The organism is Sulfurimonas sp. hsl 1-7, assembly GCF_030577135.1.
GTDB lineage: Bacteria > Campylobacterota > Campylobacteria > Campylobacterales > Sulfurimonadaceae > Sulfurimonas > Sulfurimonas microaerophilus.
The window spans coordinates 76,626-96,120 of the sequence record NZ_JAUIRR010000002.1 but is presented as its reverse complement, the minus strand read 5'-3'; the positions used below and the strand labels follow the sequence as shown (position 1 = coordinate 96,120).

Here is a 19,495-nt window from a genome sequence, read left to right as displayed (position 1 = left end):
ATATTAAGATTTACTTTAAGAAATTTGTTATAGCAGCTAAGATATGATATTCAGATGAATAAGAATATAGATATATTTGAGATATTCCCGTGGGACAGTAACTTTGAAACGGGAATAGAAAAAATTGATGAGCAACACAAAAAACTTGTAGAGATTTTAAACCGCCTGGCTGCACACCTAGCGAGTCATTCAAATATAGATGAATTAAACGATATTTTTGATGAGCTTGCAAATTATGCAGATTATCACTTTAAAACGGAAGAGGGTGTCTGGAGTCAATACTTTGAAAATGACAAATGGTTTACTGAGCATGAAAAGACACACGGCTCTTTTCTGGATGAAGTGGTAGCGATCAAAGAAAATAAAAAGCACAAAGCATTTGACGAGGTTATTTATGAGATTGTCCTTTTCCTGGCACAATGGTTGGCGTACCATATCCTCGACACTGACAAAAGGATGGCAAAAGTTGTTTTAGAGATTGAAGCGGGACGCTCTTTGGAAGATGCGAAAAAACACTCCAATGAGTTTATGAACGGTTCTATAAAAACACTCATCGATACAGTCCTTAAAATGTACAGCGATATCTCGACACGTACACTTGATTTGATGCGTGAAAAAGCACTTAGAATAAAAGCAGAAAAAGCGCTGCAAAAAAGTGAAGAGAAGTGGAAGTTCATACTCGATAACAGTGATGAAAGTATTTGGGACTGTGATCTGCAAAAAGATCAGGCTTGTATCTCTCAAGAGGGTTCAGTGCTTGATAAAGTTATAACTAACTCTCTCGATCAGTTTGATAATTTTTCACAAATTCACCCTGATGATATAGAAAGGGTAAGAAAAGACTTTTTAGCCCATCTCAAAGGGGAAACGGAATTTTATTACAATAAGCACAGAGTACTGCGAAAAGATGGAAGCTGGAACTGGATATTGAGTCGCGGGAAAGTACTCAAGCGGAATGAAGAGGGGATGGCAGAGAGAATCATCGGTATCCATAGCGATATTACTGAACGTGAACTCTCATCTATTATCTATCAAAACAGTTCTCAGGCGATGTTTATCTGTGATCAGAATAATAAAATCATTAGTATCAATCCTGCATTTACAGAGATAACACAATACAAACTTGAAGATGTCATCGGAAAAGATCCGAATATCTTGGCTTCGGGTGAGCTTGATGAAGAGTTTTATCAAAGAATGTGGTCAGATCTTTTTAAGCACGACAGTTGGTCGGGTGAGGTTATTAACAGGCGAAAAGACGGGGAACTCTACATTCAAGAGCTGAACATCAATGTAGTAAAAAATCCTCAGGGGCTGATTGACCATTATGTGGGACTTTTTTCAGATATCAGTGAAAAGAAAAAATCGGAAGACCTTATAGTAAAACAAGCCAATTTTGACCCATTAACCGATCTGGAAAATCGCAGAATGTTTGAGAAGCGTCTTTTAGAAGCGATTAGTTTGTCAAACAGAAATAAACTTCCGTTTGCGGTACTTTTTATAGATCTTGATCATTTTAAAGACATTAATGATACTTTAGGGCATGTTGTAGGGGATTCTATCTTAATTCAAGTCGCATCCAGAATTAAAAAAGAGATAAGAGATACAGACGTGCTCTCAAGGTTTGGCGGTGACGAGTTTACTTTGTTACTTTCAAACATTAAAAATACAACGGTAATCGATCGAATTGCGCAAAATATTATAGACAGCATAAAAAAACCGTTTGAAGTTCAGGAGAGAACACTTCACCTCTCTGCAAGTATCGGTATTACACTTTATCCGGATGATGGAAGAGATAATCTAAGTTTGTTAAGAAATGCTGATCAGGCGATGTACCAGGCAAAGCATAGTGGACGAAGTAAATTTAATTATTTTACCAGTCATATGCAAGAGTTGGCTCAAAAACGTCATACGATGCTTAATGATATGCATAATGCGATTAAAGAAAAACAATTTGAAGTGTATTATCAACCGATAGTTGATACTTTAAGCGGTAAAGTTGTTAAGGCAGAAGCATTGGTGAGATGGAATCATCCTCAAAACGGTTTAGTCAGTCCCGGAGAGTTTATACCTTTAGCAGAAGAGAGCGGGCTAATAGTTGAGATCGGAGGCTGGATATATAAAACAGCTGTCTTACAAGTTGCAAGATGGAGGGAGCTGTATGACCCTCAATTCAAAGTGAGCATAAATAAATCACCGATACAGTTTAAAACTTCTCAAACATTGGCTGAATGGATGGCACATATCGATGAAACGGGAGTAGACGGTACAAGTGTCATTATTGAAGTTACCGAAAGTATATTGATGGAAGAGGATGAACTTGTAAAAGAGAAGCTTCTGACTTTTAGAGAAAAAGGGATAGAGGTAGCTATAGATGATTTTGGAACAGGCTATTCCTCTTTATCATATCTGAAAAAATTTGATATAGATTATCTTAAAATTGACAAGTCTTTTGTAGATAACTTAGTAACATCACAACAAGACAAAGTACTTTCGGAAGCTATGATAGCAATGGCCCATAAGCTTGATATTCAGGTGATTGCCGAAGGTGTTGAAAATGCGGAACAAAAAGAGATATTAACGAGTATGGGGTGTGACTTTATTCAGGGATATATCTATTCCAAACCACTTCCTGCCAAAGAGTTTGAAAGAGTATTTTTAGCTTAAATTATATTATTTTAATTAGAAATTTTGTATAATCCCGATAATTATTAAATGGGGTGCTTACATGAAAATAGAAGAACAATATCGTCCGAATGTGGCTATGATCATCGTGTCACATGAGTATCCGCAGAAAAAAAATATTTTTATAGCACAAAGAAATGACCTCGGAGATATTTGGCAGTTTCCTCAAGGGGGAATCGATGAAGGCGAAGAGGTACTTGATGCACTGTTCCGTGAGATGGAAGAGGAGATCGGTACAGCAGCAGCTGAAATCGTTGCAGAATACCCTGAATGGATATCGTATGATTTTCCTGCAAAGATTGCTAAAAGTATGAAGCCGTACAAAGGGCAGACACAAAGATACTTTTTGGTGAAACTTGATAAAGATGCGAAGATTGATCTAGAAACGCATCATCCGGAATTTTCTTCATACAAGTTTGTCGATGTTGATGAGGTGCTGGATATCACTGCACATTTCAAAAAACCTGTTTATGAAAACGTAATAAATTATTTTAAAGATGAAGGACTACTTTAATGTTAATTGTTCAAAAGTTCGGTGGAACTAGTGTTGGAGATTTGGAGCGTATCCAAAACGTTGCAAATCGTGTTGCAAAAACAAAAGAGGCTGGCAATGATGTAGTAGTTGTTGTTTCTGCTATGAGTGGTGAAACAAACAAACTTGTTAGTTATGCTGAACACTTTTCAGAGACTCCGGCTCGTGCAGAGATGGATATGCTTCTTAGTTCAGGTGAAAGAGTAACTGCATCGCTGCTTTCTATTGCACTTCAAGAGATGGGGTATAAAGCAACAGCAATGAGTGGTAGAAAAGCTGGAATAGTTACAGATAACAGCCACACAAAAGCACGTATTGAGGATATCGATCCTACATCGATGCAAGATGCTGTAAAAGAGGGAAAAATTGTAGTTGTCGCAGGTTTCCAAGGTGTAAACGAGTATGGTGACGTAACAACACTTGGTCGCGGTGGAAGTGATTTAAGTGCCGTTGCGATTGCAGGTGCATTAAAAGCCGACCTTTGTGAGATCTATACAGATGTTACAGGTATTTTTACTACGGACCCTAGAATTGAGCCTAAGGCACATAAACTAGACAAAATATCTTATGACGAGATGTTAGAGTTAGCAAGCCTTGGTGCAAAAGTTCTTCAAAACCGTTCGGTAGAGATGGCAAAAAAATTAAACGTAAATTTAGTAACAAGATCAAGCTTTTCAGATGAAGAGGGAACATTAATAACAAAAGAGGAAAACATTATGGAAAAACCATTAGTAAGTGGAATTGCTTTAGATAAAAATCAAGCTCGTATATCACTTTTAGGTGTAAAAGACAGACCTGGTATTGCAAGTGAAATTTTCAACAAACTCGCACGTGCAGAAGTAAATGTTGACATGATAGTACAAAACAAAGCAGTTGACGACACTACAAACATTGATTTTACGGTTGCAAAAAGCGATCTTCATGATGCTAAAGCAGTGGTTGACACATTTGTTCAAGAGGGTGAGATTAAAGATGACACATACAATGAAGCTATCTGTAAAGTTTCAGTTGTGGGTGTTGGTATGAAATCTCATGCCGGTGTAGCTGCAAAAGCTTTCACAACAATGGCTGATAACAACATCAACATCAACATGATATCAACTTCAGAGATTAAAGTATCTATGGTAATCGATGAAAAATATGCAGAGTTAGCAGTAAGAAGCTTACATGATGCATACGAGTTAGAGAAGTAGTCAAGTTTTATGTTAGATTTTGCACAGTGGAGTCTCGATGCTATTCGTGAAGAGGGCGGGTCTCTAAGCTGGCTTGAAGAACATAGATTTGAATGGTCTAAAACAACTGCATTCGCACTGGAGCAAATTCTAAACGGCAAGACAGTTATTTTAATTACCGATCAAAAGAGAAAATGGTTAGAGCGCTATATTTTAGATGCTATTAACAGCGTTGATATCGATAGACCTCTTATCCCTATCGTAACGATAGATTCTCTTTATACTCACTACAACAATATCAGTGGAGGAGAGATGATCGATATGGTAGATGACCTTATCTCCCTTTCGTATAAAAATGATCATTTCTTCTGGTACATCGGTAAAGGTGATGATAAAAGAAGTGATATAGCAAAAAGAAAAGACAATAGCTACTTCTGGACATTTGATGAAGATTTTAACAATGCATTTACGCTAAAGTCTTACGATCCACTATTAGATATAAAACTTTTACAGCTTTATAGACTTTTTGATGCATCTTTAAATGCAACAATGTTCGGAGAGGTTGATGCAAGCTAATGAGTCTCTAAAGGGTCATATTATCATCTCAAAAGAGCTTGAGAATGAGATAGAACAACTAGAGAGACGTTTAAGCGGGCACCGCGTAGTAAAGTTTATAGAAGAGACTTTCAAAATTGAACATGCAAAAGAGGTGATGGCCGCTGCGTATGTAAGTGAATCAACGACAAAATATATCATCTTAGCGGCGATCGATTTTACGGATGTCGCTCAAAATTCACTTCTAAAGCTTTTAGAAGAACCCCCTACAAATATTGAGTTTGTCATTATTACAACGACAAAATCAACACTGCTTCCAACGATTCGCTCAAGACTGCCAATATTAAAAGTGGATACTTCACATGAGATCAAAGAGCTTGAAATAAGTTTGGCAAGACTCGACTATGATCAGATATTTTCCTTTTTAAAAGCAAATGCAAGAGTCTCAAAAAATGAAGCAAAAGAGTTGATTGAATCACTTTTTTATAAAGCGGTAGTAGTTGAAAAACTTATCCTCTCTCAAAAACAACTTGAAACCTTTGATAAAGCATATAGACTAGTGGAACTGAATTCACGTCCACAAAGTGTTTTTGCAATGCTATTAATGGGATTTACTCAGGAGCGCTAATGGAGATTAAAAAACTTTCCAACGAGATCGATATTCAAAAATATTTAATCGAACTAGGTGTTGACAGCGGCGGTGTTAAAATCTTAGCATCAAAAGCAAAAACTGAAGTCTTTTATATCAAAGACCTGGCAGTAGGCGGGGCAAACATTCTCAAGCAGGATGCGCTCTCAATAGGTGCTGATCTTGCAGTACCACGAGGGACTGTCATTGCAAAAACACCTCATGTTGATTGTATATTAATAGCTACAACAAAGCAGATCGAGACACTCGCAAAAAAAGAGCTGGCACAACCTTTTGGACTTAAAGAGGTAGCACTTCAATTACAAAACTATCTAAAAACAAGAAAAGCTCATGATGTTGAGATTATGGGAATTGTCAATGCAAATGACGACAGCTTTTTTAGCGGTTCAAGATTTTTTGGAGATGCTGCCGTAGCTAGAATAGAGAAGATGATCGAAGATGGGGCAGACATTATAGATATCGGGGGTGTTTCATCACGACCCAATGCTCCTGAAGTAAGTGCTAAAGAGGAGCTAGAGAGATTACAACCTATACTTGATGCCATTGGGAAAAACAAGCTGTATGAAAAAGTGAAGTTTAGTATAGATTCTTATACTCCGAGCGTTGTTCAATATTCGCTAGAGAATGGTTTTAAAATCGTAAATGACATTACCGGTTTTGAAAACGATACGCTATGTAAACTAACTGCCGGATATAATGCAAGTGCAGTAGTGATGCATATGCAAGGGACTCCTCAAACAATGCAAGCAAATCCTCAGTATAGTGATGTTATTCTTGATGTATATAAGTACCTACAAATGCAGACACAAAAGCTAGAAGATTTTGGAGTACAAGATATTATCTTAGATGTTGGAATCGGATTTGGTAAAACACTGGATGATAACCTTCAACTGTTGAAGCATTTAGAACATTTTAGCTCACTCGGCAAACAGTTGCTCATCGGTGCTTCAAGAAAATCGATGATTGACAAGATAACCCCCTCAGCTATTGAAGAGAGGCTGGCCGGAACACTTGTACTTCATTTAGAAGCGATAAGAAACGGTGCTTCTATTATTCGAGCTCACGATGTATATGAACATAAACAGGCTTTAGAGGTATTTAAAAAAATACAAAAGGTGTAAATATGAAATTTCCTAGTGCAGGTGATATAGCAAGTACGCAAGTAGTTTCAATAGATATCAGTGAACCTATTAGTAAGGCTATAGATATGATGATCGAGAGCGATCATCGTGATATAATTGTACAGGATTATGATCTGTTTTATGTACTGACTGCAATAGAGGTATTAAAACTACGCGAATCAACTATAAAACTTACAGACCCAATCTCCCATCTAACTTTAAAACGAACTCCGGCAGTTAAAAAAGATACAAACGTTCTTAATCTTTTAAGATTTTTAGATGAGTTAACTGAATATATCTGTGTTGTTAATGATGATAAAACTATTTACGGATTGATAACACATACAGATATTACTAGCAATATAGACCCTGAAATAATTATGGATAACTACACTATTGAAGATTTTTTAAGACTGACAAGACGTGTACGCTGGATCGATAAAGAGATGAGTACTACGGATGTATTGTCGCATATGTATACAGGGGAAAATGATAGTGTTATAGTTGTTGAGGGGCAAAAGCCCATAGGTATACTTACAACAAAAGATGTAGTACAGTTGATCAAACACAATGCAGACCTTGAGCTACCCATTAAAACATATATGAACTCACCTGTTGATTGTGTACACAAAAGAACGAGTGTCAGAGAGGCTTTAGAGTTTGTAAAACAAAAGCACTATAAACGTTTAATAGTTACTGATGATGAGGGTAAACTTACAGGAATAATTACACAAAAAGAGTTGATACTTTTAACCTATAATAGATGGGCATTAGTGATGAAAGAGCATCAAGAGGAGTTACAGGAGATCAACTCTATTTTAAAAGCTCAGAATCAAGAGTATGAACTGTTGGCCTCAATCGATCCACTTACAAAACTATATAATAGATATAAGTTCAAACAACTTTTCAATTCCTCTTTGGAAACTATGCTTCAAAGAGCCGGTGTTATGTCTTTAGTTCTTTTGGATATAGACTTTTTTAAAAAGGTGAATGATCAGTATGGGCATAACGTTGGAGATGATGTATTACGAAAAATTTCTGAACTGCTAAAAAATGAAACGAGAGAAGTGGATATTGTATGCCGATGGGGTGGGGAAGAGTTTATTATCCTTTTTCCAACAGTTGACTTAGAACAAGCATGCAGTATCGCTGAAAAAATAAGAGGCAAGATAGAACAACTTCAAATCGATGTAGTTGGTCAGGTGACTGCTAGTTTCGGTATAGCTGAAGTATCTCAAAAAGTTTTTCTAGAAGATGTAGTGGCAAAAGCCGACGATGCGCTCTATAAAGCGAAATCTGCCGGTAGAAATAAAGTTATGTGGTAAGGGTTATGCTTACTTAGAGCATAATCCCTTTAATAGCGTAGAATAGTACTGCAGCAATAATTGCGGCAGCCGGTACCGTAATGATCCAAGCTGCGATTATCTTTTTCACAGTGTCACGTTTTACATACTGTACTTTTTCAATTCTCTTAATATGTTTTTTCGTAGATTTTAAGAGCTCTTCCTCTTTAGCTATGAGTTTGTAAAGTTCTACAACTCTTTCATAATCAGCTTTAGATTTATCATCTTTTTTCTCTAGTGTAGTGAGTTCAGCTTTATAAGCATTCATTGTAGCTTTTTCATCTTCGATAATCTGTAAGTCATCTTCAACACTATGTGTCTCTTTTGAAGTGATATGGAGATATTCTCTTAAAAAACCAACACCGAAAACTCCACCGATAGCGATATGAGTAGAACTTACTGGAAGACCAAGCTGAGAAGCTATAATAACCGTAATAGCCGCAGCCATTGCAATTGAGAAAGCTCTGATTTGGTTGAGCTCAGTGATCTCTGCACCAACAGTTTTGATAAGTTTTGGACCATATAACATAAGACCTAGCGCAATACCAAGAGCACCCACAGCCATAACCCAAAGAGGGATAGATGCTTTTGTTGATACACCGCCGTTAAGTACTGCATCACTAATAGCAGCTAATGGGCCTACAGCATTTGCAACGTCATTCGCACCGTGAGCAAAACTTAGAAGTGCCGCAGAAAAAATCAATGGAATCGTAAAAAGAGTATTTACACCGTCATTTGAATCATCAAATACTTTGTTTTTAATTTTATTTGCAATGTATATATAAACAATTACTGCCGTGATAGCACCCATAATTAATGCTGTTGTGAAACTTGGATGTGAACTTACTTCAAGTGAAAGAGAAAAAATAGAGTTTATTTTTTCAATAATATTTGGCCAAATCTTTTTAAGCCCTTTGAGTGTTAAGTAAGTTACAAAAGCCCACGCCATAATAGCTACATAGATTGGTACATATTTTTTTGCGGCATCTATCTTGTTCTTTTTAAATACTATCGCTTTTTTAATAGAGAATAAAAATGCTGCAGCAATAACTCCACCTAAAACAGGAGAGATTACCCATGATGCTGCAATTTTTCCCATTGTCGACCATGATACGATACTAAAGCCTGCTGCTGCAATACCTGCACCCATTACACCACCTACAATAGAGTGTGTAGTAGACACAGGAGCTCTAAGTGCAGTAGCAAGGTTTAGCCAAAGTGCAGCAGCTAAAAGTGCAGCCATCATAGCCCAGATAAAAGGATCGGCATTGCCTCCAAAAGCAGAGATATCAATGATCCCTTTTTTAATTGTTTTAACAACATCTCCACCGGCAATAAGTGCACCGCTGGCTTCAAAAACAGCAGCAATAACAATTGCCATAGTCATAGTCATAGCACGTGAACCAACAGCCGGTCCTACATTGTTTGCTACATCATTAGCACCAATGTTCATAGCCATATATGCACCGATTAAAGCTGCAATTGCTAAGAACATATTATTTGGAACACCACCGTTTGACACAAAACTAAAAGTTAAAACTGCAACTGCAAAAAAGAGTGCAACTCCTAATCTTGTAAAGTCCATTCCGCTTTTTTTAAGTGCTTTTTTCTCTAGTTTATTGAGTGTTTCTATATCCATGTAATCTCTCTATTTTAAGTATGCTTTTTTAATAATTTGGGGTTGGTTAGGTCTGTCTCCCCCGTATCTTCCGTTTGTTGCTACATTACTCATTTTAAGAACTACGTTCATAGAAGCTTCGTTCGCAACTTTTCCAAAAATTGTATAACCACCGTTTAGCCAAGGTGTCGGTGCAACCGTAATAAAAAACTGGCTGCCGTTTGTATTTGGTCCTGCATTTGCCATAGCTAATATACCAGGCTCGTCAAAAACAACATTTGCTTTATATTCGTTTTTAAACTCTTTACCCCAGATAGACTTTCCACCACGGCCTGTTCCGGTAGGATCACCGCCTTGGATCATAAAGTTTTTAATGATTCTGTGAAATGTTAGGTTGTCATAGTAACCGTTTTTTACATGTGTAGTAAAGTTTTCAACAGCTAAAGGAGCTACATCTGGATAGAGCTCTAGTTCAATGTTCCCCTGGTTTGTTTCTAAAACAACATGTGGATTTTGGGCATTTAATATAGTTGCCGACAGAAGTAAAAACAGTGTAATAATTATGTTTTTCATTATTCGTTCTCGTCAAGTGTTAAGCATACAGAGTTGATGCAGTATCTCATCCCAGTCGGTTCTGGTCCATCAGGAAAAACATGTCCTAAATGAGCATCACATGATGCACATCTTACCTCTATACGGATCATTCCGTGAGTCATATCTTTATGTTCAGTTATAGCATCTTCAATCGGTTCAAAGTAGCTTGGCCATCCGGTTCCGGAGTCAAATTTTGTAGAAGATTCAAAAAGTGGAGCCCCGCAACATACACATTTGTAAACACCTTCATCTTTACAGTCGTAATATTTACCGGAAAAAGGTGCTTCGGTTCCATGCTCTCTACACACATAATACGCTTCAGGAGTTAGTTGTTTTTTCCATTCCTGTTCACTCTTGATTACTTTCATACTTTTCCTTTAACAACTCTATGATTTCACAAGAATTATCATAGAGAACGTAAGCACTTTTCGTGGCTAAATTAAAAGCATATTCTATCTGTTTTTCATTATATTCACATAAATCTAGCAATATAATGTGTTTTGTAGAAAGTTCAAACATATCATTGTATGTTGCGAGTCTTAACTCCTCAAGATTTTGCTCTAAAAGTGTTTTTCCACCTTCAATATCTAAAGCATTATGTTCTATAAAATGTTCTAAATCATCTTTGAGTTTTTGTTGGTTTTGAGGGTTGGAAACTACAAGAATATCGTTTGGCAGATTTTCCTCAAGAAGTTTTTGAATCAACTGCATCGTTTTTGCTAAAGGGTGTGTCTGTAAAAATTGATATGTTTTAGTTTCTAGAGCAGACGGTAATGTAAATTGAGTCGCTATTTGCTCATCTGTAAGATTGACAAATATTGCCGGTTTATTTTTTTGAATATTTTTAATATAACCGATAAACTGAGCATCTAAAAGATTTGCATCATCACATATGACCAAGTCGGCAATTTGAAAGCTCTTTTTCAATAGTTTTGTATCAAATTCGGAAAAATCTTTGATCATAGGTTTTTTTAACTTCTGCAGATGTTTATTTATAAGTTCAAGAGGTGTAAGAAGTTCTATAGCATTCATATCGAACTCTATGATGCCGTGTTCTATGATCTCTAGTAATTTTTTGTAGGCAATATCACGTGCTAATGTCGTAGGTTTTATTAAGATGATTTTTTTATGTCGTTGTTTAAACACTTCAATGATAGCTTTGAGAAGTAAAAGGGAAGTTTGTCCGGTTTGAAAATCTATCGTAAGATTTGAAAAATCGTTTAATGGAGTATTTAAAAACTCTATCTCTTGATCATTACACAGTGTGAAGCTTCCGTCATCTTCAAGTTTAGTATATTGTGTTAAGAGTATTTCTAAGGCAGTGTTATCACGTTGTCCTACAGGGACTTTATCTTCACTCTCAAGTTTTTTAAAAATATCGGAAGTAAGAGAATCGCTAAATATGATCTTCTCTTTCGGCAGAAGTGTTTTAAATGAATCATCTAAATGCTCATATTCATCAGCACTTAAATTTTCCATTAGTAGATAATTATATATTTTTGGTCCATCGGTATGGTTAATCTCATTATACTTTCTTTTGATCAATTCTTGTGTCTTATCGAAAGCGAGTGTATTGTTAGCATGCTCTTGATTTTGAGCTTTTTCTATAACAGAGTTTTTGAGATCGTCAAATGACCATTTCTTTATTTCAAAAAGATAAAGTCCGCGTATTTTGTCATAAAGCATAAGTTCTATATTGTAACTTTGTTTATGGAGATAAATATCTACATTTGAAAATACCTTTAAGTCACTATTTTTTGCAAGAGATTTGATACGTTTTACTAAGATTGTATCGGGAACGACTAGGTCTGATTTATTTTTTTGAAATAATGAGAAGAGATTAAAGTTCATAAATTTAGTATATATCGCCGTAAAGGCGATATAAAGAGATTATTTACCAGCTGCAATGCGGTCTTTAAGACCTTTACCAGCTTTAAATTTAGGAACCATTTTATCTTGAGTAGTATAAGTTTTGTCAGTACCTGGAACTGTACCACTTTTACCTTTTTGTAATGCAGCAGCAAAACTACCAAAACCTACTAGAGAAACATCCTCTTTTTTTACTAAAGCTTCAGTTACAGCTTCAGTGAAAGCTTTAATAGCTGCCTCTGCTTCTACTTTAGTTTTGTAGTTACCACATTCTTGTACTAATTCAACGAATTGTGCCTTATTCATAAATTTACCCTTGATTTAAAATTTTTCCGAATCTCTGCCTATCCTCCTAATAAAGGGGGATACACAAAATAATTCAGCTAAAAGTACTTTATAGTTTATTTCCTTAAATTTTTCTTCTTTTTTCGTTTTTTTAGGAAAAAATATGCAATTTTTACCCTAAATAGCTCATTTTTAGTGAAACTAGAGCTATTTATTGCGTTTGCTTATACTCTTAAGATAGAGAGAATACGCGCTGTTTTTCATCTTATGGGTAGTTATTTTAATATATGTAAATACTCTTTTCTTAGTTTTTTGTATTAATGTAAAAAATTGTTCGGAACGATTTTTAGAGTGAATAGACAAGAAAACATCCTCTAAAGCTTCTCTCTCTTTTTTTGTCAAGGCTCCCATTAATTATCCTTTAGTTTGTTGATTTTTCTAACAGCGCGAATAATCTCATCATCATCTAACATACCTAACATTTTGATCACGGTTGCAGCCGCTTGAGGTTTGGCACGACCAAGCTTCCAGTCTTGGTATGTACGCATAGATAGCCCTAAAGAGTTTGCCATGTCCTTAAGAGATATCTTACGTCCATTGTTTTGTGATTCTACCGAGTTGTGAAGTATATTAAACAAGTCATCAATTTGCATAACGACGATTATACGTATTAAATACTTAAATACACATTTAATTTATATAAATATACTTAAATATATATATTATATACAGTAAATAATATTTTTTATAAAATAAATATACAATCAAATATATTAAAATGAATATATTATACGGAAAACCGTATAATATGGAGGAAAAAAAAGCCTTCAAAGCGTTGAGTGCTTTGAAGGCTGAAAGTTTTAAAAGATTAGTTTAGAAGATCTGAATAGTCGTATTTTGAGAAGTCTAGATAGATTTTTCCATTTTGTTTAATGATTCTTATATCGCTGCCGTAAGCACTTAAAAATCTTTTTTTAATCGTTTTTCTTTGTTGCGGTTCAATATCTAGATTTTTAAGATATTCTTTAAGCTCTACAATTTTTGCTTCTTTCTTTTGAGAGATAGGAGTTATAGTTTCAATTTCGTGAACAGTTTCATTCTCTCTTTCAATAGTAAGCTTAGTATTGATGAGTTCTAAAATGTTTTTGAGTTGTTCATCTTTTTTACTATATACCTGCTCTATTTTATTCATCTCATCGCGAAGCATCTGCTCTTTATCATTGATCAGCTTGTCAATTTTTGCTTCAAGGTAACTTATCTTCTCTTTGAGTTGTTGGTTCTCTTTCTGATAAAGAGAGATTACCATCGAGACTGTAGTTTTTGTTTTTGCAGGTACAGGCGTATTATTAGCAGTAGTTTGTTTTTTTTGTTGTACCTGTTGCTCTTTTTTTTCCTGATGAATCTCTTCACGTTTTTGCGGTTCAAGTGAACTTCTAGTCACTATAATATATGTAACACCGTTTTCTATGATGTAGTTGAGTTTTTTTGTTCTGAGTTTTGAGTTTATCATCTCTTTAGACATTTTGAAATGTTTTGCATATTCATCTAAGGTAAGTCTCATAATATTCCCTTATTTAGTTATAAAAAATCGATTTTTGGTGGGGTAATTATACCCGATTTTCTGAGCCAGACTAAGTAGCCTTTCTTTTCATTTCCGTGTTTATCATTGAAAGTATATGCTTTGGAGCGTTTAAATTCTCTCTCTATCAATATCTTCTCAAAATCCCGATGGTAGCGTAAAAATTTTTTTAACTCATTATAGGCTGTTTCAGAGATCATAACCGTCGAGATAGTAAAGTTTTTAAATTCAATGTAGCGTGAACAGTCATTAAGTCCGTCACCAATATAGTTTTCATTTCCCAAGATATCGATAAAGCGGTTTACTCCACCAGTATGAACAGCTATCTTGATACCCTGAAAATATGGATATTTTTTAGAGATTTGTTCCGAAAAGTGATTGAAACTAAGACCTAAAAAAGTTCCATACCCTTTAAGCTTTGGATCGAGGATACAATAAAATCCGTCCCCTGTTGATACAAAACTAAGTATAAGAGTAGAAAGGGGCATTTTAGAACTGACCAACATCTTCTCAATTACACGTTTATAACTTTTTGTTAAAAATGTAATGATCTCCAATTGTTGTTTTGAAGTGAGCGTTGAAAAGTTTATAATATCTACTAAAATTATATCGGTGATTATCTCTTGTTTCATGAATGAGATAGTAACATAAAGTTGTTTTAAATGAACTGTATTATATAATTTCGAAATTAAATTTTTTAGGGATATTGTATGAGTACTGGTATATTAGATATTGTAAAACCTGGTGTGTTATTTGGTGATGATGTTACAAAAGTTTATGAGCATGCAAAAAAGAACGGATTTGCTATCCCGGCCGTAAATGTTGTAAATACAGATTCGATCAATGGTGTTTTAGAAGCTGCGAGCAAAGCAAACTCTCCTGTAATAATTCAATTTAGTAACGGTGGTGGTTCTTACTTTGCTGGAAAAGGTTTAAGTAATGAAAATGAACAAGCTGCAATCGCCGGAACTATTGCAGGTGCTATGTATGTTCACATGATGGCTGAAACTTACGGAGTAGCTGTTATTCTTCACACTGACCATGCTGCAAGAAAACTGCTTCCATGGATCGACGCTCTTTTAAGTACTGGTGAGGTACATTACCAAGCATACGGCAAGCCGCTTTTCTCTTCACATATGTTAGACCTCTCAGAAGAGCCTTTAGAAGAAAACATTGCTACTTGTAAAGCTTACTTAGAGCGTATGAGTAAAATCGGTATGCACATCGAGATTGAGCTTGGTGTTACGGGTGGTGAAGAAGACGGTGTTGATAATACAAATATTGACAATGCACTTCTATATACACAACCAGAGGAAGTTGCATACGCATATGAAGAGTTAGGAAAAATCTCTCCAAACTTTACAATTGCAGCCTCATTTGGAAATGTTCACGGTGTATATAAACCGGGGAACGTTGTTTTAACTCCAAAAATTTTAGACAATTCACAAAAATATATCCAGGAAAAATTTTCTACTGCTGAAAAACCTGTAAACTTTGTTTTCCACGGTGGTTCTGGATCACTTCCTGAAGAGATCTCTGAAGCTATCTCATACGGTGTTATTAAAATGAACATCGATACAGATACACAGTGGGCTACTTGGAACGGTGTAAGAGAATATGTAGCTAAAAATCATGATTACTTACAAGGTCAGATCGGAAACCCAGAAGGTGAAGATAAACCAAACAAAAAATACTACGATCCTAGAAAATGGTTACGTGCAGGTCAAGAGAGTTTAGTAGAGCGCGTAATTGAAGCGTTCAAAGATCTTAATGCAATGGACAGAAACTAAATTTAAAAGAATCCTATGAACGATCAAGTATTTACAAAACCTATAAAAAAACAGTTTGAGTTTGATGAAGAGGTTGCTGCCGTTTTTGACGATATGTTGGAACGGAGTGTACCTTTTTATAAAGAGAGTCAAAAAATAACAAAGTTTTTTGTGCTCAAAAATCTAAGTGAAAACGGTATAGTGTACGATCTTGGATGTTCAACTGCAAGTTTATTATTGGATATAAACAGAGACTTAGAGTGTAAAGCTAACCTTATAGGATTAGATAACTCTGAAGCGATGCTTGCACGTGCAAAAAGAAAGATAGAAGCATTCGGCGCAGATATAGAGGTAAAACTTGCTGATATACTGGAGTATGATTACAAAGAAGCAGATGCTTTTATCAGTAACTATACATTGCAGTTTATCCGACCGCTTGTAAGAGAGAAACTCATTAAAAAGATAGCTGATTCGCTAAAAAAAGAGGGCGTGTTTATCTTTAGTGAAAAAGTGATCTCTCACCATCCAAAACTCAATAAAGACCTGATCGAATGTTATTACGACTTTAAAAAAGAGCAGGGGTACAGTGAGTATGAGATCATGCAAAAACGTGAAGCTCTAGAGAACGTACTGGTTCCTTACAGTGAAGAGGAAAATATTAAAATGGCGTTAGAAAACGGCTTTACCCATTGTGAAGTTGTTTTTCGCTGGGCAAACTTTGCCACGTTTATAGCGATCAAATAAACTACCAGACATTTCCTTTTGGAGGTGTCTCTTTTTTCTTGATGACATTTTTCATCTGCTCATAAGTTACAATATCATCTTCTCCACACTCTTTATGATAATATCCTTGCAGATCGTAATACTCTTTACAATCACTGTAATATTTCGCCGAGATGCCGTGCTTATTTACACAGCCGGAAAATGAGAGTAGTAGTAAAATAAAAGTTAAAGTGATTTTTTTCATACATCTATCTAAGCAAAGAGTATTCCCTATACTTTAAAAGTTTCCTTTGTCTTACAAAATTCCGTTAAAAAACACTCTTCACACTTTGGATTTTTGGCACGACAGATATATCTTCCAAAAAGTACCATCCCCTGATGCAGTGCATGGAGATCGTTTTTAAATTTTTTAACAAGGGTAGCTTCTGTAGCGATCGGTGTTTTGTCATCACTAAGGCCCAGTCTATGTGAAACCCGAAAAACGTGCGTATCAACCGCCATTAAATTCGCACCCGTGTATTCGATCATAACAACATTTGCAGTTTTTTGCCCAACACCTGCAAGAGTTTGTAACTCTTTTTCATTCATTGGAATCTCGCCATCATACACTTCTACAACTCTTTTTGCCATCTCTATAATGTTTTTAGCTTTATTATTAAAAAATGAACAAGTGTTAATAAGCGCTTTTACATCTTCAATATCTGCCTGTGCAAGCTCTTTTGGAGATGGGTATTTTTCAAAAAGTGCAGGTGTGATTACATTTACCCTTTTATCTGTACATTGTGCCGAAAGGGCTACTGCTACAACCAGTTCATAAGCATTTTTGTATGCTAATTCCGTTACCGCATCGCTGTATCTCTCTACAAAACGTTTGTGGATCTCAGCTATCTCTTTTTTCGTTGCTTTTTTCATGGGCTAATTTTAGCAAACTTGTATTAAGATTAATTTATATGGTATAATCGATGGATTATGTTAAATTTTAATTTTATTAAAGGGTAGCTCATGGGTTTCTTCTCTATTTTTTCATCAAATAAAACTGCAAATGAACAAAAAGATGTTGTACGTGCACCACAAACATTGCATGGTGGACTTGAGGCCAGTTTAGGGCGAGAGTTTTTTGTTGAACTTGCAGATGAAAATGATGATATGTTGCTTTACTTCCTTCAAGGAACAGGCTGGATAGGGGCAAATACAACTTTTTTAAAGAAAATGAACTATCATGATATATCAGACTTTAATAGAGAAAATGAGAGTATCAGAGATATCTTTTTAAATGAAAGTGAAGAGATCTTTACAGAATCAGATAAGTCTTGGCTGGACTATATAAGAAAATATAAAAAAGATGGTTATCGTGTCAGTATACTTGATAAAAACAGTTCCGATGTGATAATGATCGATGCAAAAGCGTATCAGTCAAAACTCAACAGTAGAGTTTACGTGCTTCATCTAAAAGATGTGACAGATATCTATAAAGCTGAACAAAAAACAAAAGAGATTGAAAAACTCAAAACAAAATTTTTAGCAAATATAGGGCATGAATTTAGAACTCCTATGAACGGAATTTTAGGTTTTGTGGATCTTCTTGAACATACCCATCTTGATGCGCAACAGAGTGAATTTATCAGTATGATCCATCGCTCTTCAAAAAGTTTGATGACAAATATTGAGACACTTTTAGACCTTGCTCAACTGCAAAGCGGCAGATTAGAACTTTCAAATGAACCTTTTAACCTTTTACCGTTAGTTGAGATGCTGTCATACAGTTTTTGTAAACAAGGCAAAGAAAAAGGGATCAAAGTTATGAGTTTTGTCGATCCTAAACTGCCACATGAACTCAACAGTGATTCCAAAAAAATTATGCAGGTTCTTAATGCTTTGGCATCTAATGCAATCAAGTTTACACCGCGCGGCGGAAAGGTAATCATTGAGGTAAAACTATTAAAACGTCAGCAAAACGGCGATTGTAGTATAGGATTTAGTGTTAAAGATACGGGACAAGGGATATCTGAAGAGCAAATTGCGCTTATAAATGAACCTTTTACTGCAGGAAACCAGGCCGATGAGAGACTCGGTGTGGGATTGAGTCTCTCATCTGGGCTTGTAAAGCTTCTTGGCTCAGACCTGCGCATTACAAGTGACAGTAGCGGTACATATGTAAACTTTGTTTTAAACTTCAAAAACTCTAGCGGGCAAAATTATAAAATGATGCCGAAGAAAAAAGTCAAAGTTTTATTGCTTGATCAATCTAAAATAGAAGAGGCAAACTTTTTAACTATCTATCTTCGTGCTTTTGCTTTGGATGTTATCAAATCAAACCAGTTGGATGAACATGTATATGAAGATGTAGATGCGTTGTATATTGTCGCAAACCAAAATGATTCTTCATGGATTCTCGAACTTGGAACATACTTTAAAAAAGTACCGGTTTCAATACTTCTTGATGAAAACGAAAAACTACAAACAAAACTTACACATCTTGTAGATGATGTAATCAACAAACCACTCCTTCCAAGTTATATGGCAAAACATCTTTATGCAATGAACAATATTGAGATGCATACAGAGAAAAAAGAAGAATTTTCTATAAAAGATGAAAATATAACAGCTCTTGTAGTTGAAGATAATATGATCAATCAAAGACTGATAAAACTATTATTACAAGGGTATAATATTGATGTAGAGACTGCCGCAAACGGTTTAGAGGCTGTACAGCAATATAAAAAACATAATTTTGATATTGTATTTATGGATATAGATATGCCGCAAATGAACGGTATAGTAGCAACAAAAGAGATAAAAGCGGTGATGTCTTTAGGTGCGAAAAAAACACCTATAGTCGCATTGACAGCATTATCAATGGATGGTGATAGAGAGATGATCCTTAGTGAAGGACTGGATGATTACCTCTCTAAACCGTTAACTCGTGATAAATTAGAGCTAATTTTAGAAAAATATTTAAAAGTACATGTATAGGTTCGTTTAATATTCGTTATCCAATTCTCAT

Annotated in this window: 20 protein-coding genes; 10 read left to right on the top strand and 10 right to left on the bottom strand. The window is 35.4% G+C overall.

Translation table 11 applies throughout. From position 1 onward, the window contains the following. Positions 1-54: 54 nt before the first annotated feature. From QWY88_RS04065 to QWY88_RS04035, 7 genes are all read left to right on the top strand, one after another. Positions 55-2,664, top strand: coding sequence for a bacteriohemerythrin (locus QWY88_RS04065; RefSeq protein WP_304544360.1), 2,610 nt, complete (start codon positions 55-57; stop codon positions 2,662-2,664). A gap of 61 nt (positions 2,665-2,725) precedes the next feature. Then, the gene (locus QWY88_RS04060; protein ID WP_304544358.1) at positions 2,726-3,196 is read left to right on the top strand and encodes an RNA pyrophosphohydrolase; all 471 of its coding nucleotides are present in this window, start codon (positions 2,726-2,728) and stop codon (positions 3,194-3,196) included. Continuing rightward, positions 3,196-4,407: an aspartate kinase gene (locus QWY88_RS04055; protein ID WP_304544357.1), complete on the top strand. Its 1,212-nt coding sequence runs from the start codon at positions 3,196-3,198 to the stop codon at positions 4,405-4,407. The genes QWY88_RS04060 and QWY88_RS04055 overlap by 1 nt, the downstream gene beginning before the upstream one ends. A 9-nt stretch (positions 4,408-4,416) precedes the next feature. After that, on the top strand, positions 4,417-4,962 hold the full coding sequence (locus tag QWY88_RS04050) for a HobA family DNA replication regulator (protein ID WP_304544355.1): 546 nt from the start codon (positions 4,417-4,419) through the stop codon (positions 4,960-4,962). Then, complete coding sequence (locus tag QWY88_RS04045) at positions 4,952-5,569, top strand: DNA polymerase III subunit delta' (protein ID WP_304544353.1); 618 nt, start codon at positions 4,952-4,954, stop codon at positions 5,567-5,569. The genes QWY88_RS04050 and QWY88_RS04045 overlap by 11 nt, the downstream gene beginning before the upstream one ends. Next, positions 5,569-6,711: a dihydropteroate synthase gene (gene folP, locus QWY88_RS04040; protein WP_304544351.1), complete on the top strand. Its 1,143-nt coding sequence runs from the start codon at positions 5,569-5,571 to the stop codon at positions 6,709-6,711. The genes QWY88_RS04045 and folP overlap by 1 nt, the downstream gene beginning before the upstream one ends. 2 nt (positions 6,712-6,713) lie before the next feature. Further along, positions 6,714-8,036, top strand: a complete 1,323-nt coding sequence (locus QWY88_RS04035) for a diguanylate cyclase (RefSeq protein ID WP_304544349.1) — start codon at positions 6,714-6,716, stop codon at positions 8,034-8,036. A gap of 13 nt (positions 8,037-8,049) precedes the next feature. On the opposite strand, the gene QWY88_RS04030 is transcribed toward QWY88_RS04035, so the two are convergent. The 8 genes from QWY88_RS04030 to QWY88_RS03995 all read right to left on the bottom strand — a co-directional run bounded on the left by QWY88_RS04030 (position 8,050) and on the right by QWY88_RS03995 (position 14,631). Then, positions 8,050-9,693, bottom strand: a complete 1,644-nt coding sequence (locus QWY88_RS04030) for an inorganic phosphate transporter (RefSeq protein ID WP_304544347.1) — start codon at positions 9,691-9,693, stop codon at positions 8,050-8,052. Between the two features lie 9 nt (positions 9,694-9,702). Continuing rightward, entirely contained in the window at positions 9,703-10,245 is a 543-nt protein-coding gene (locus tag QWY88_RS04025; RefSeq protein WP_304544345.1) for a peptidylprolyl isomerase, read from the bottom strand. Next, a complete protein-coding gene (msrB, locus tag QWY88_RS04020; protein WP_304544343.1) occupies positions 10,245-10,634 on the bottom strand; it encodes a peptide-methionine (R)-S-oxide reductase MsrB in 390 nt (129 codons plus the stop codon). Before msrB ends, QWY88_RS04025 begins: the two co-directional genes overlap by 1 nt. Continuing rightward, positions 10,615-12,117 (bottom strand): hypothetical protein, encoded by a 1,503-nt coding sequence (locus QWY88_RS04015; protein ID WP_304544341.1) that lies wholly within the window; start codon positions 12,115-12,117, stop codon positions 10,615-10,617. The genes msrB and QWY88_RS04015 overlap by 20 nt, the downstream gene beginning before the upstream one ends. Before the next feature lie 39 nt (positions 12,118-12,156). Continuing rightward, positions 12,157-12,441, bottom strand: a complete 285-nt coding sequence (locus tag QWY88_RS04010; RefSeq protein ID WP_304544339.1) for an HU family DNA-binding protein — start codon at positions 12,439-12,441, stop codon at positions 12,157-12,159. A gap of 389 nt (positions 12,442-12,830) precedes the next feature. Then, a complete protein-coding gene (locus QWY88_RS04005; RefSeq protein ID WP_304544337.1) occupies positions 12,831-13,073 on the bottom strand; it encodes an XRE family transcriptional regulator in 243 nt (80 codons plus the stop codon). Positions 13,074-13,288: 215 nt separating this feature from the next. After that, the gene (locus QWY88_RS04000; protein WP_304544335.1) at positions 13,289-13,981 is read right to left on the bottom strand and encodes a hypothetical protein; all 693 of its coding nucleotides are present in this window, start codon (positions 13,979-13,981) and stop codon (positions 13,289-13,291) included. Between the two features lie 17 nt (positions 13,982-13,998). After that, the gene (locus tag QWY88_RS03995) at positions 13,999-14,631 is read right to left on the bottom strand and encodes a hypothetical protein (RefSeq protein WP_304544334.1); all 633 of its coding nucleotides are present in this window, start codon (positions 14,629-14,631) and stop codon (positions 13,999-14,001) included. Positions 14,632-14,709: 78 nt separating this feature from the next. Between QWY88_RS03995 and fbaA the strand changes: the two genes are divergently transcribed. Next, entirely contained in the window at positions 14,710-15,789 is a 1,080-nt protein-coding gene (gene fbaA, locus QWY88_RS03990; RefSeq protein WP_304544332.1) for a class II fructose-bisphosphate aldolase, read from the top strand. A 15-nt stretch (positions 15,790-15,804) separates the two neighbouring features. Beyond that, positions 15,805-16,512 carry a carboxy-S-adenosyl-L-methionine synthase CmoA gene (cmoA, locus tag QWY88_RS03985; protein ID WP_304544330.1) on the top strand — a complete coding sequence of 236 codons (708 nt, stop codon included), beginning with the start codon at positions 15,805-15,807 and terminating at the stop codon, positions 16,510-16,512. A 1-nt stretch (position 16,513) separates the two neighbouring features. On the opposite strand, the gene QWY88_RS03980 is transcribed toward cmoA, so the two are convergent. Both QWY88_RS03980 and nth read right to left on the bottom strand, forming a co-directional pair. Next, a complete protein-coding gene (locus tag QWY88_RS03980; RefSeq protein WP_304544326.1) occupies positions 16,514-16,735 on the bottom strand; it encodes a hypothetical protein in 222 nt (73 codons plus the stop codon). A 26-nt stretch (positions 16,736-16,761) separates the two neighbouring features. Further along, on the bottom strand, positions 16,762-17,403 hold the full coding sequence (gene nth, locus QWY88_RS03975; RefSeq protein WP_304544324.1) for an endonuclease III: 642 nt from the start codon (positions 17,401-17,403) through the stop codon (positions 16,762-16,764). A gap of 90 nt (positions 17,404-17,493) precedes the next feature. On the opposite strand from nth, the gene QWY88_RS03970 reads away from it, so the two are divergent. Beyond that, positions 17,494-19,464, top strand: coding sequence for a response regulator (locus QWY88_RS03970; RefSeq protein WP_304544322.1), 1,971 nt, complete (start codon positions 17,494-17,496; stop codon positions 19,462-19,464). Positions 19,465-19,495 lie beyond the last annotated feature (31 nt).

Coding starts and splice junctions, on each gene's coding strand:
- QWY88_RS04065 (WP_304544360.1), top strand. CDS start 55: ATGAATAAGAATATAGATATATTTGAGATATTCCCGTGGGACAGTAAC.
- QWY88_RS04035 (WP_304544349.1), top strand. CDS start 6,714: ATGAAATTTCCTAGTGCAGGTGATATAGCAAGTACGCAAGTAGTTTCA.
- QWY88_RS04055 (WP_304544357.1), top strand. CDS start 3,196: ATGTTAATTGTTCAAAAGTTCGGTGGAACTAGTGTTGGAGATTTGGAG.
- nth (WP_304544324.1), bottom strand. CDS start 17,403: ATGAAAAAAGCAACGAAAAAAGAGATAGCTGAGATCCACAAACGTTTT.
- folP (WP_304544351.1), top strand. CDS start 5,569: ATGGAGATTAAAAAACTTTCCAACGAGATCGATATTCAAAAATATTTA.
- QWY88_RS04010 (WP_304544339.1), bottom strand. CDS start 12,441: ATGAATAAGGCACAATTCGTTGAATTAGTACAAGAATGTGGTAACTAC.
- QWY88_RS04045 (WP_304544353.1), top strand. CDS start 4,952: ATGCAAGCTAATGAGTCTCTAAAGGGTCATATTATCATCTCAAAAGAG.
- QWY88_RS04050 (WP_304544355.1), top strand. CDS start 4,417: ATGTTAGATTTTGCACAGTGGAGTCTCGATGCTATTCGTGAAGAGGGC.
- fbaA (WP_304544332.1), top strand. CDS start 14,710: ATGAGTACTGGTATATTAGATATTGTAAAACCTGGTGTGTTATTTGGT.
- QWY88_RS04005 (WP_304544337.1), bottom strand. CDS start 13,073: ATGCAAATTGATGACTTGTTTAATATACTTCACAACTCGGTAGAATCA.
- QWY88_RS03995 (WP_304544334.1), bottom strand. CDS start 14,631: ATGAAACAAGAGATAATCACCGATATAATTTTAGTAGATATTATAAAC.
- QWY88_RS04060 (WP_304544358.1), top strand. CDS start 2,726: ATGAAAATAGAAGAACAATATCGTCCGAATGTGGCTATGATCATCGTG.
- msrB (WP_304544343.1), bottom strand. CDS start 10,634: ATGAAAGTAATCAAGAGTGAACAGGAATGGAAAAAACAACTAACTCCT.
- QWY88_RS03980 (WP_304544326.1), bottom strand. CDS start 16,735: ATGAAAAAAATCACTTTAACTTTTATTTTACTACTACTCTCATTTTCC.
- cmoA (WP_304544330.1), top strand. CDS start 15,805: ATGAACGATCAAGTATTTACAAAACCTATAAAAAAACAGTTTGAGTTT.
- QWY88_RS04015 (WP_304544341.1), bottom strand. CDS start 12,117: ATGAACTTTAATCTCTTCTCATTATTTCAAAAAAATAAATCAGACCTA.
- QWY88_RS04030 (WP_304544347.1), bottom strand. CDS start 9,693: ATGGATATAGAAACACTCAATAAACTAGAGAAAAAAGCACTTAAAAAA.
- QWY88_RS04025 (WP_304544345.1), bottom strand. CDS start 10,245: ATGAAAAACATAATTATTACACTGTTTTTACTTCTGTCGGCAACTATA.
- QWY88_RS03970 (WP_304544322.1), top strand. CDS start 17,494: ATGGGTTTCTTCTCTATTTTTTCATCAAATAAAACTGCAAATGAACAA.
- QWY88_RS04000 (WP_304544335.1), bottom strand. CDS start 13,981: ATGAGACTTACCTTAGATGAATATGCAAAACATTTCAAAATGTCTAAA.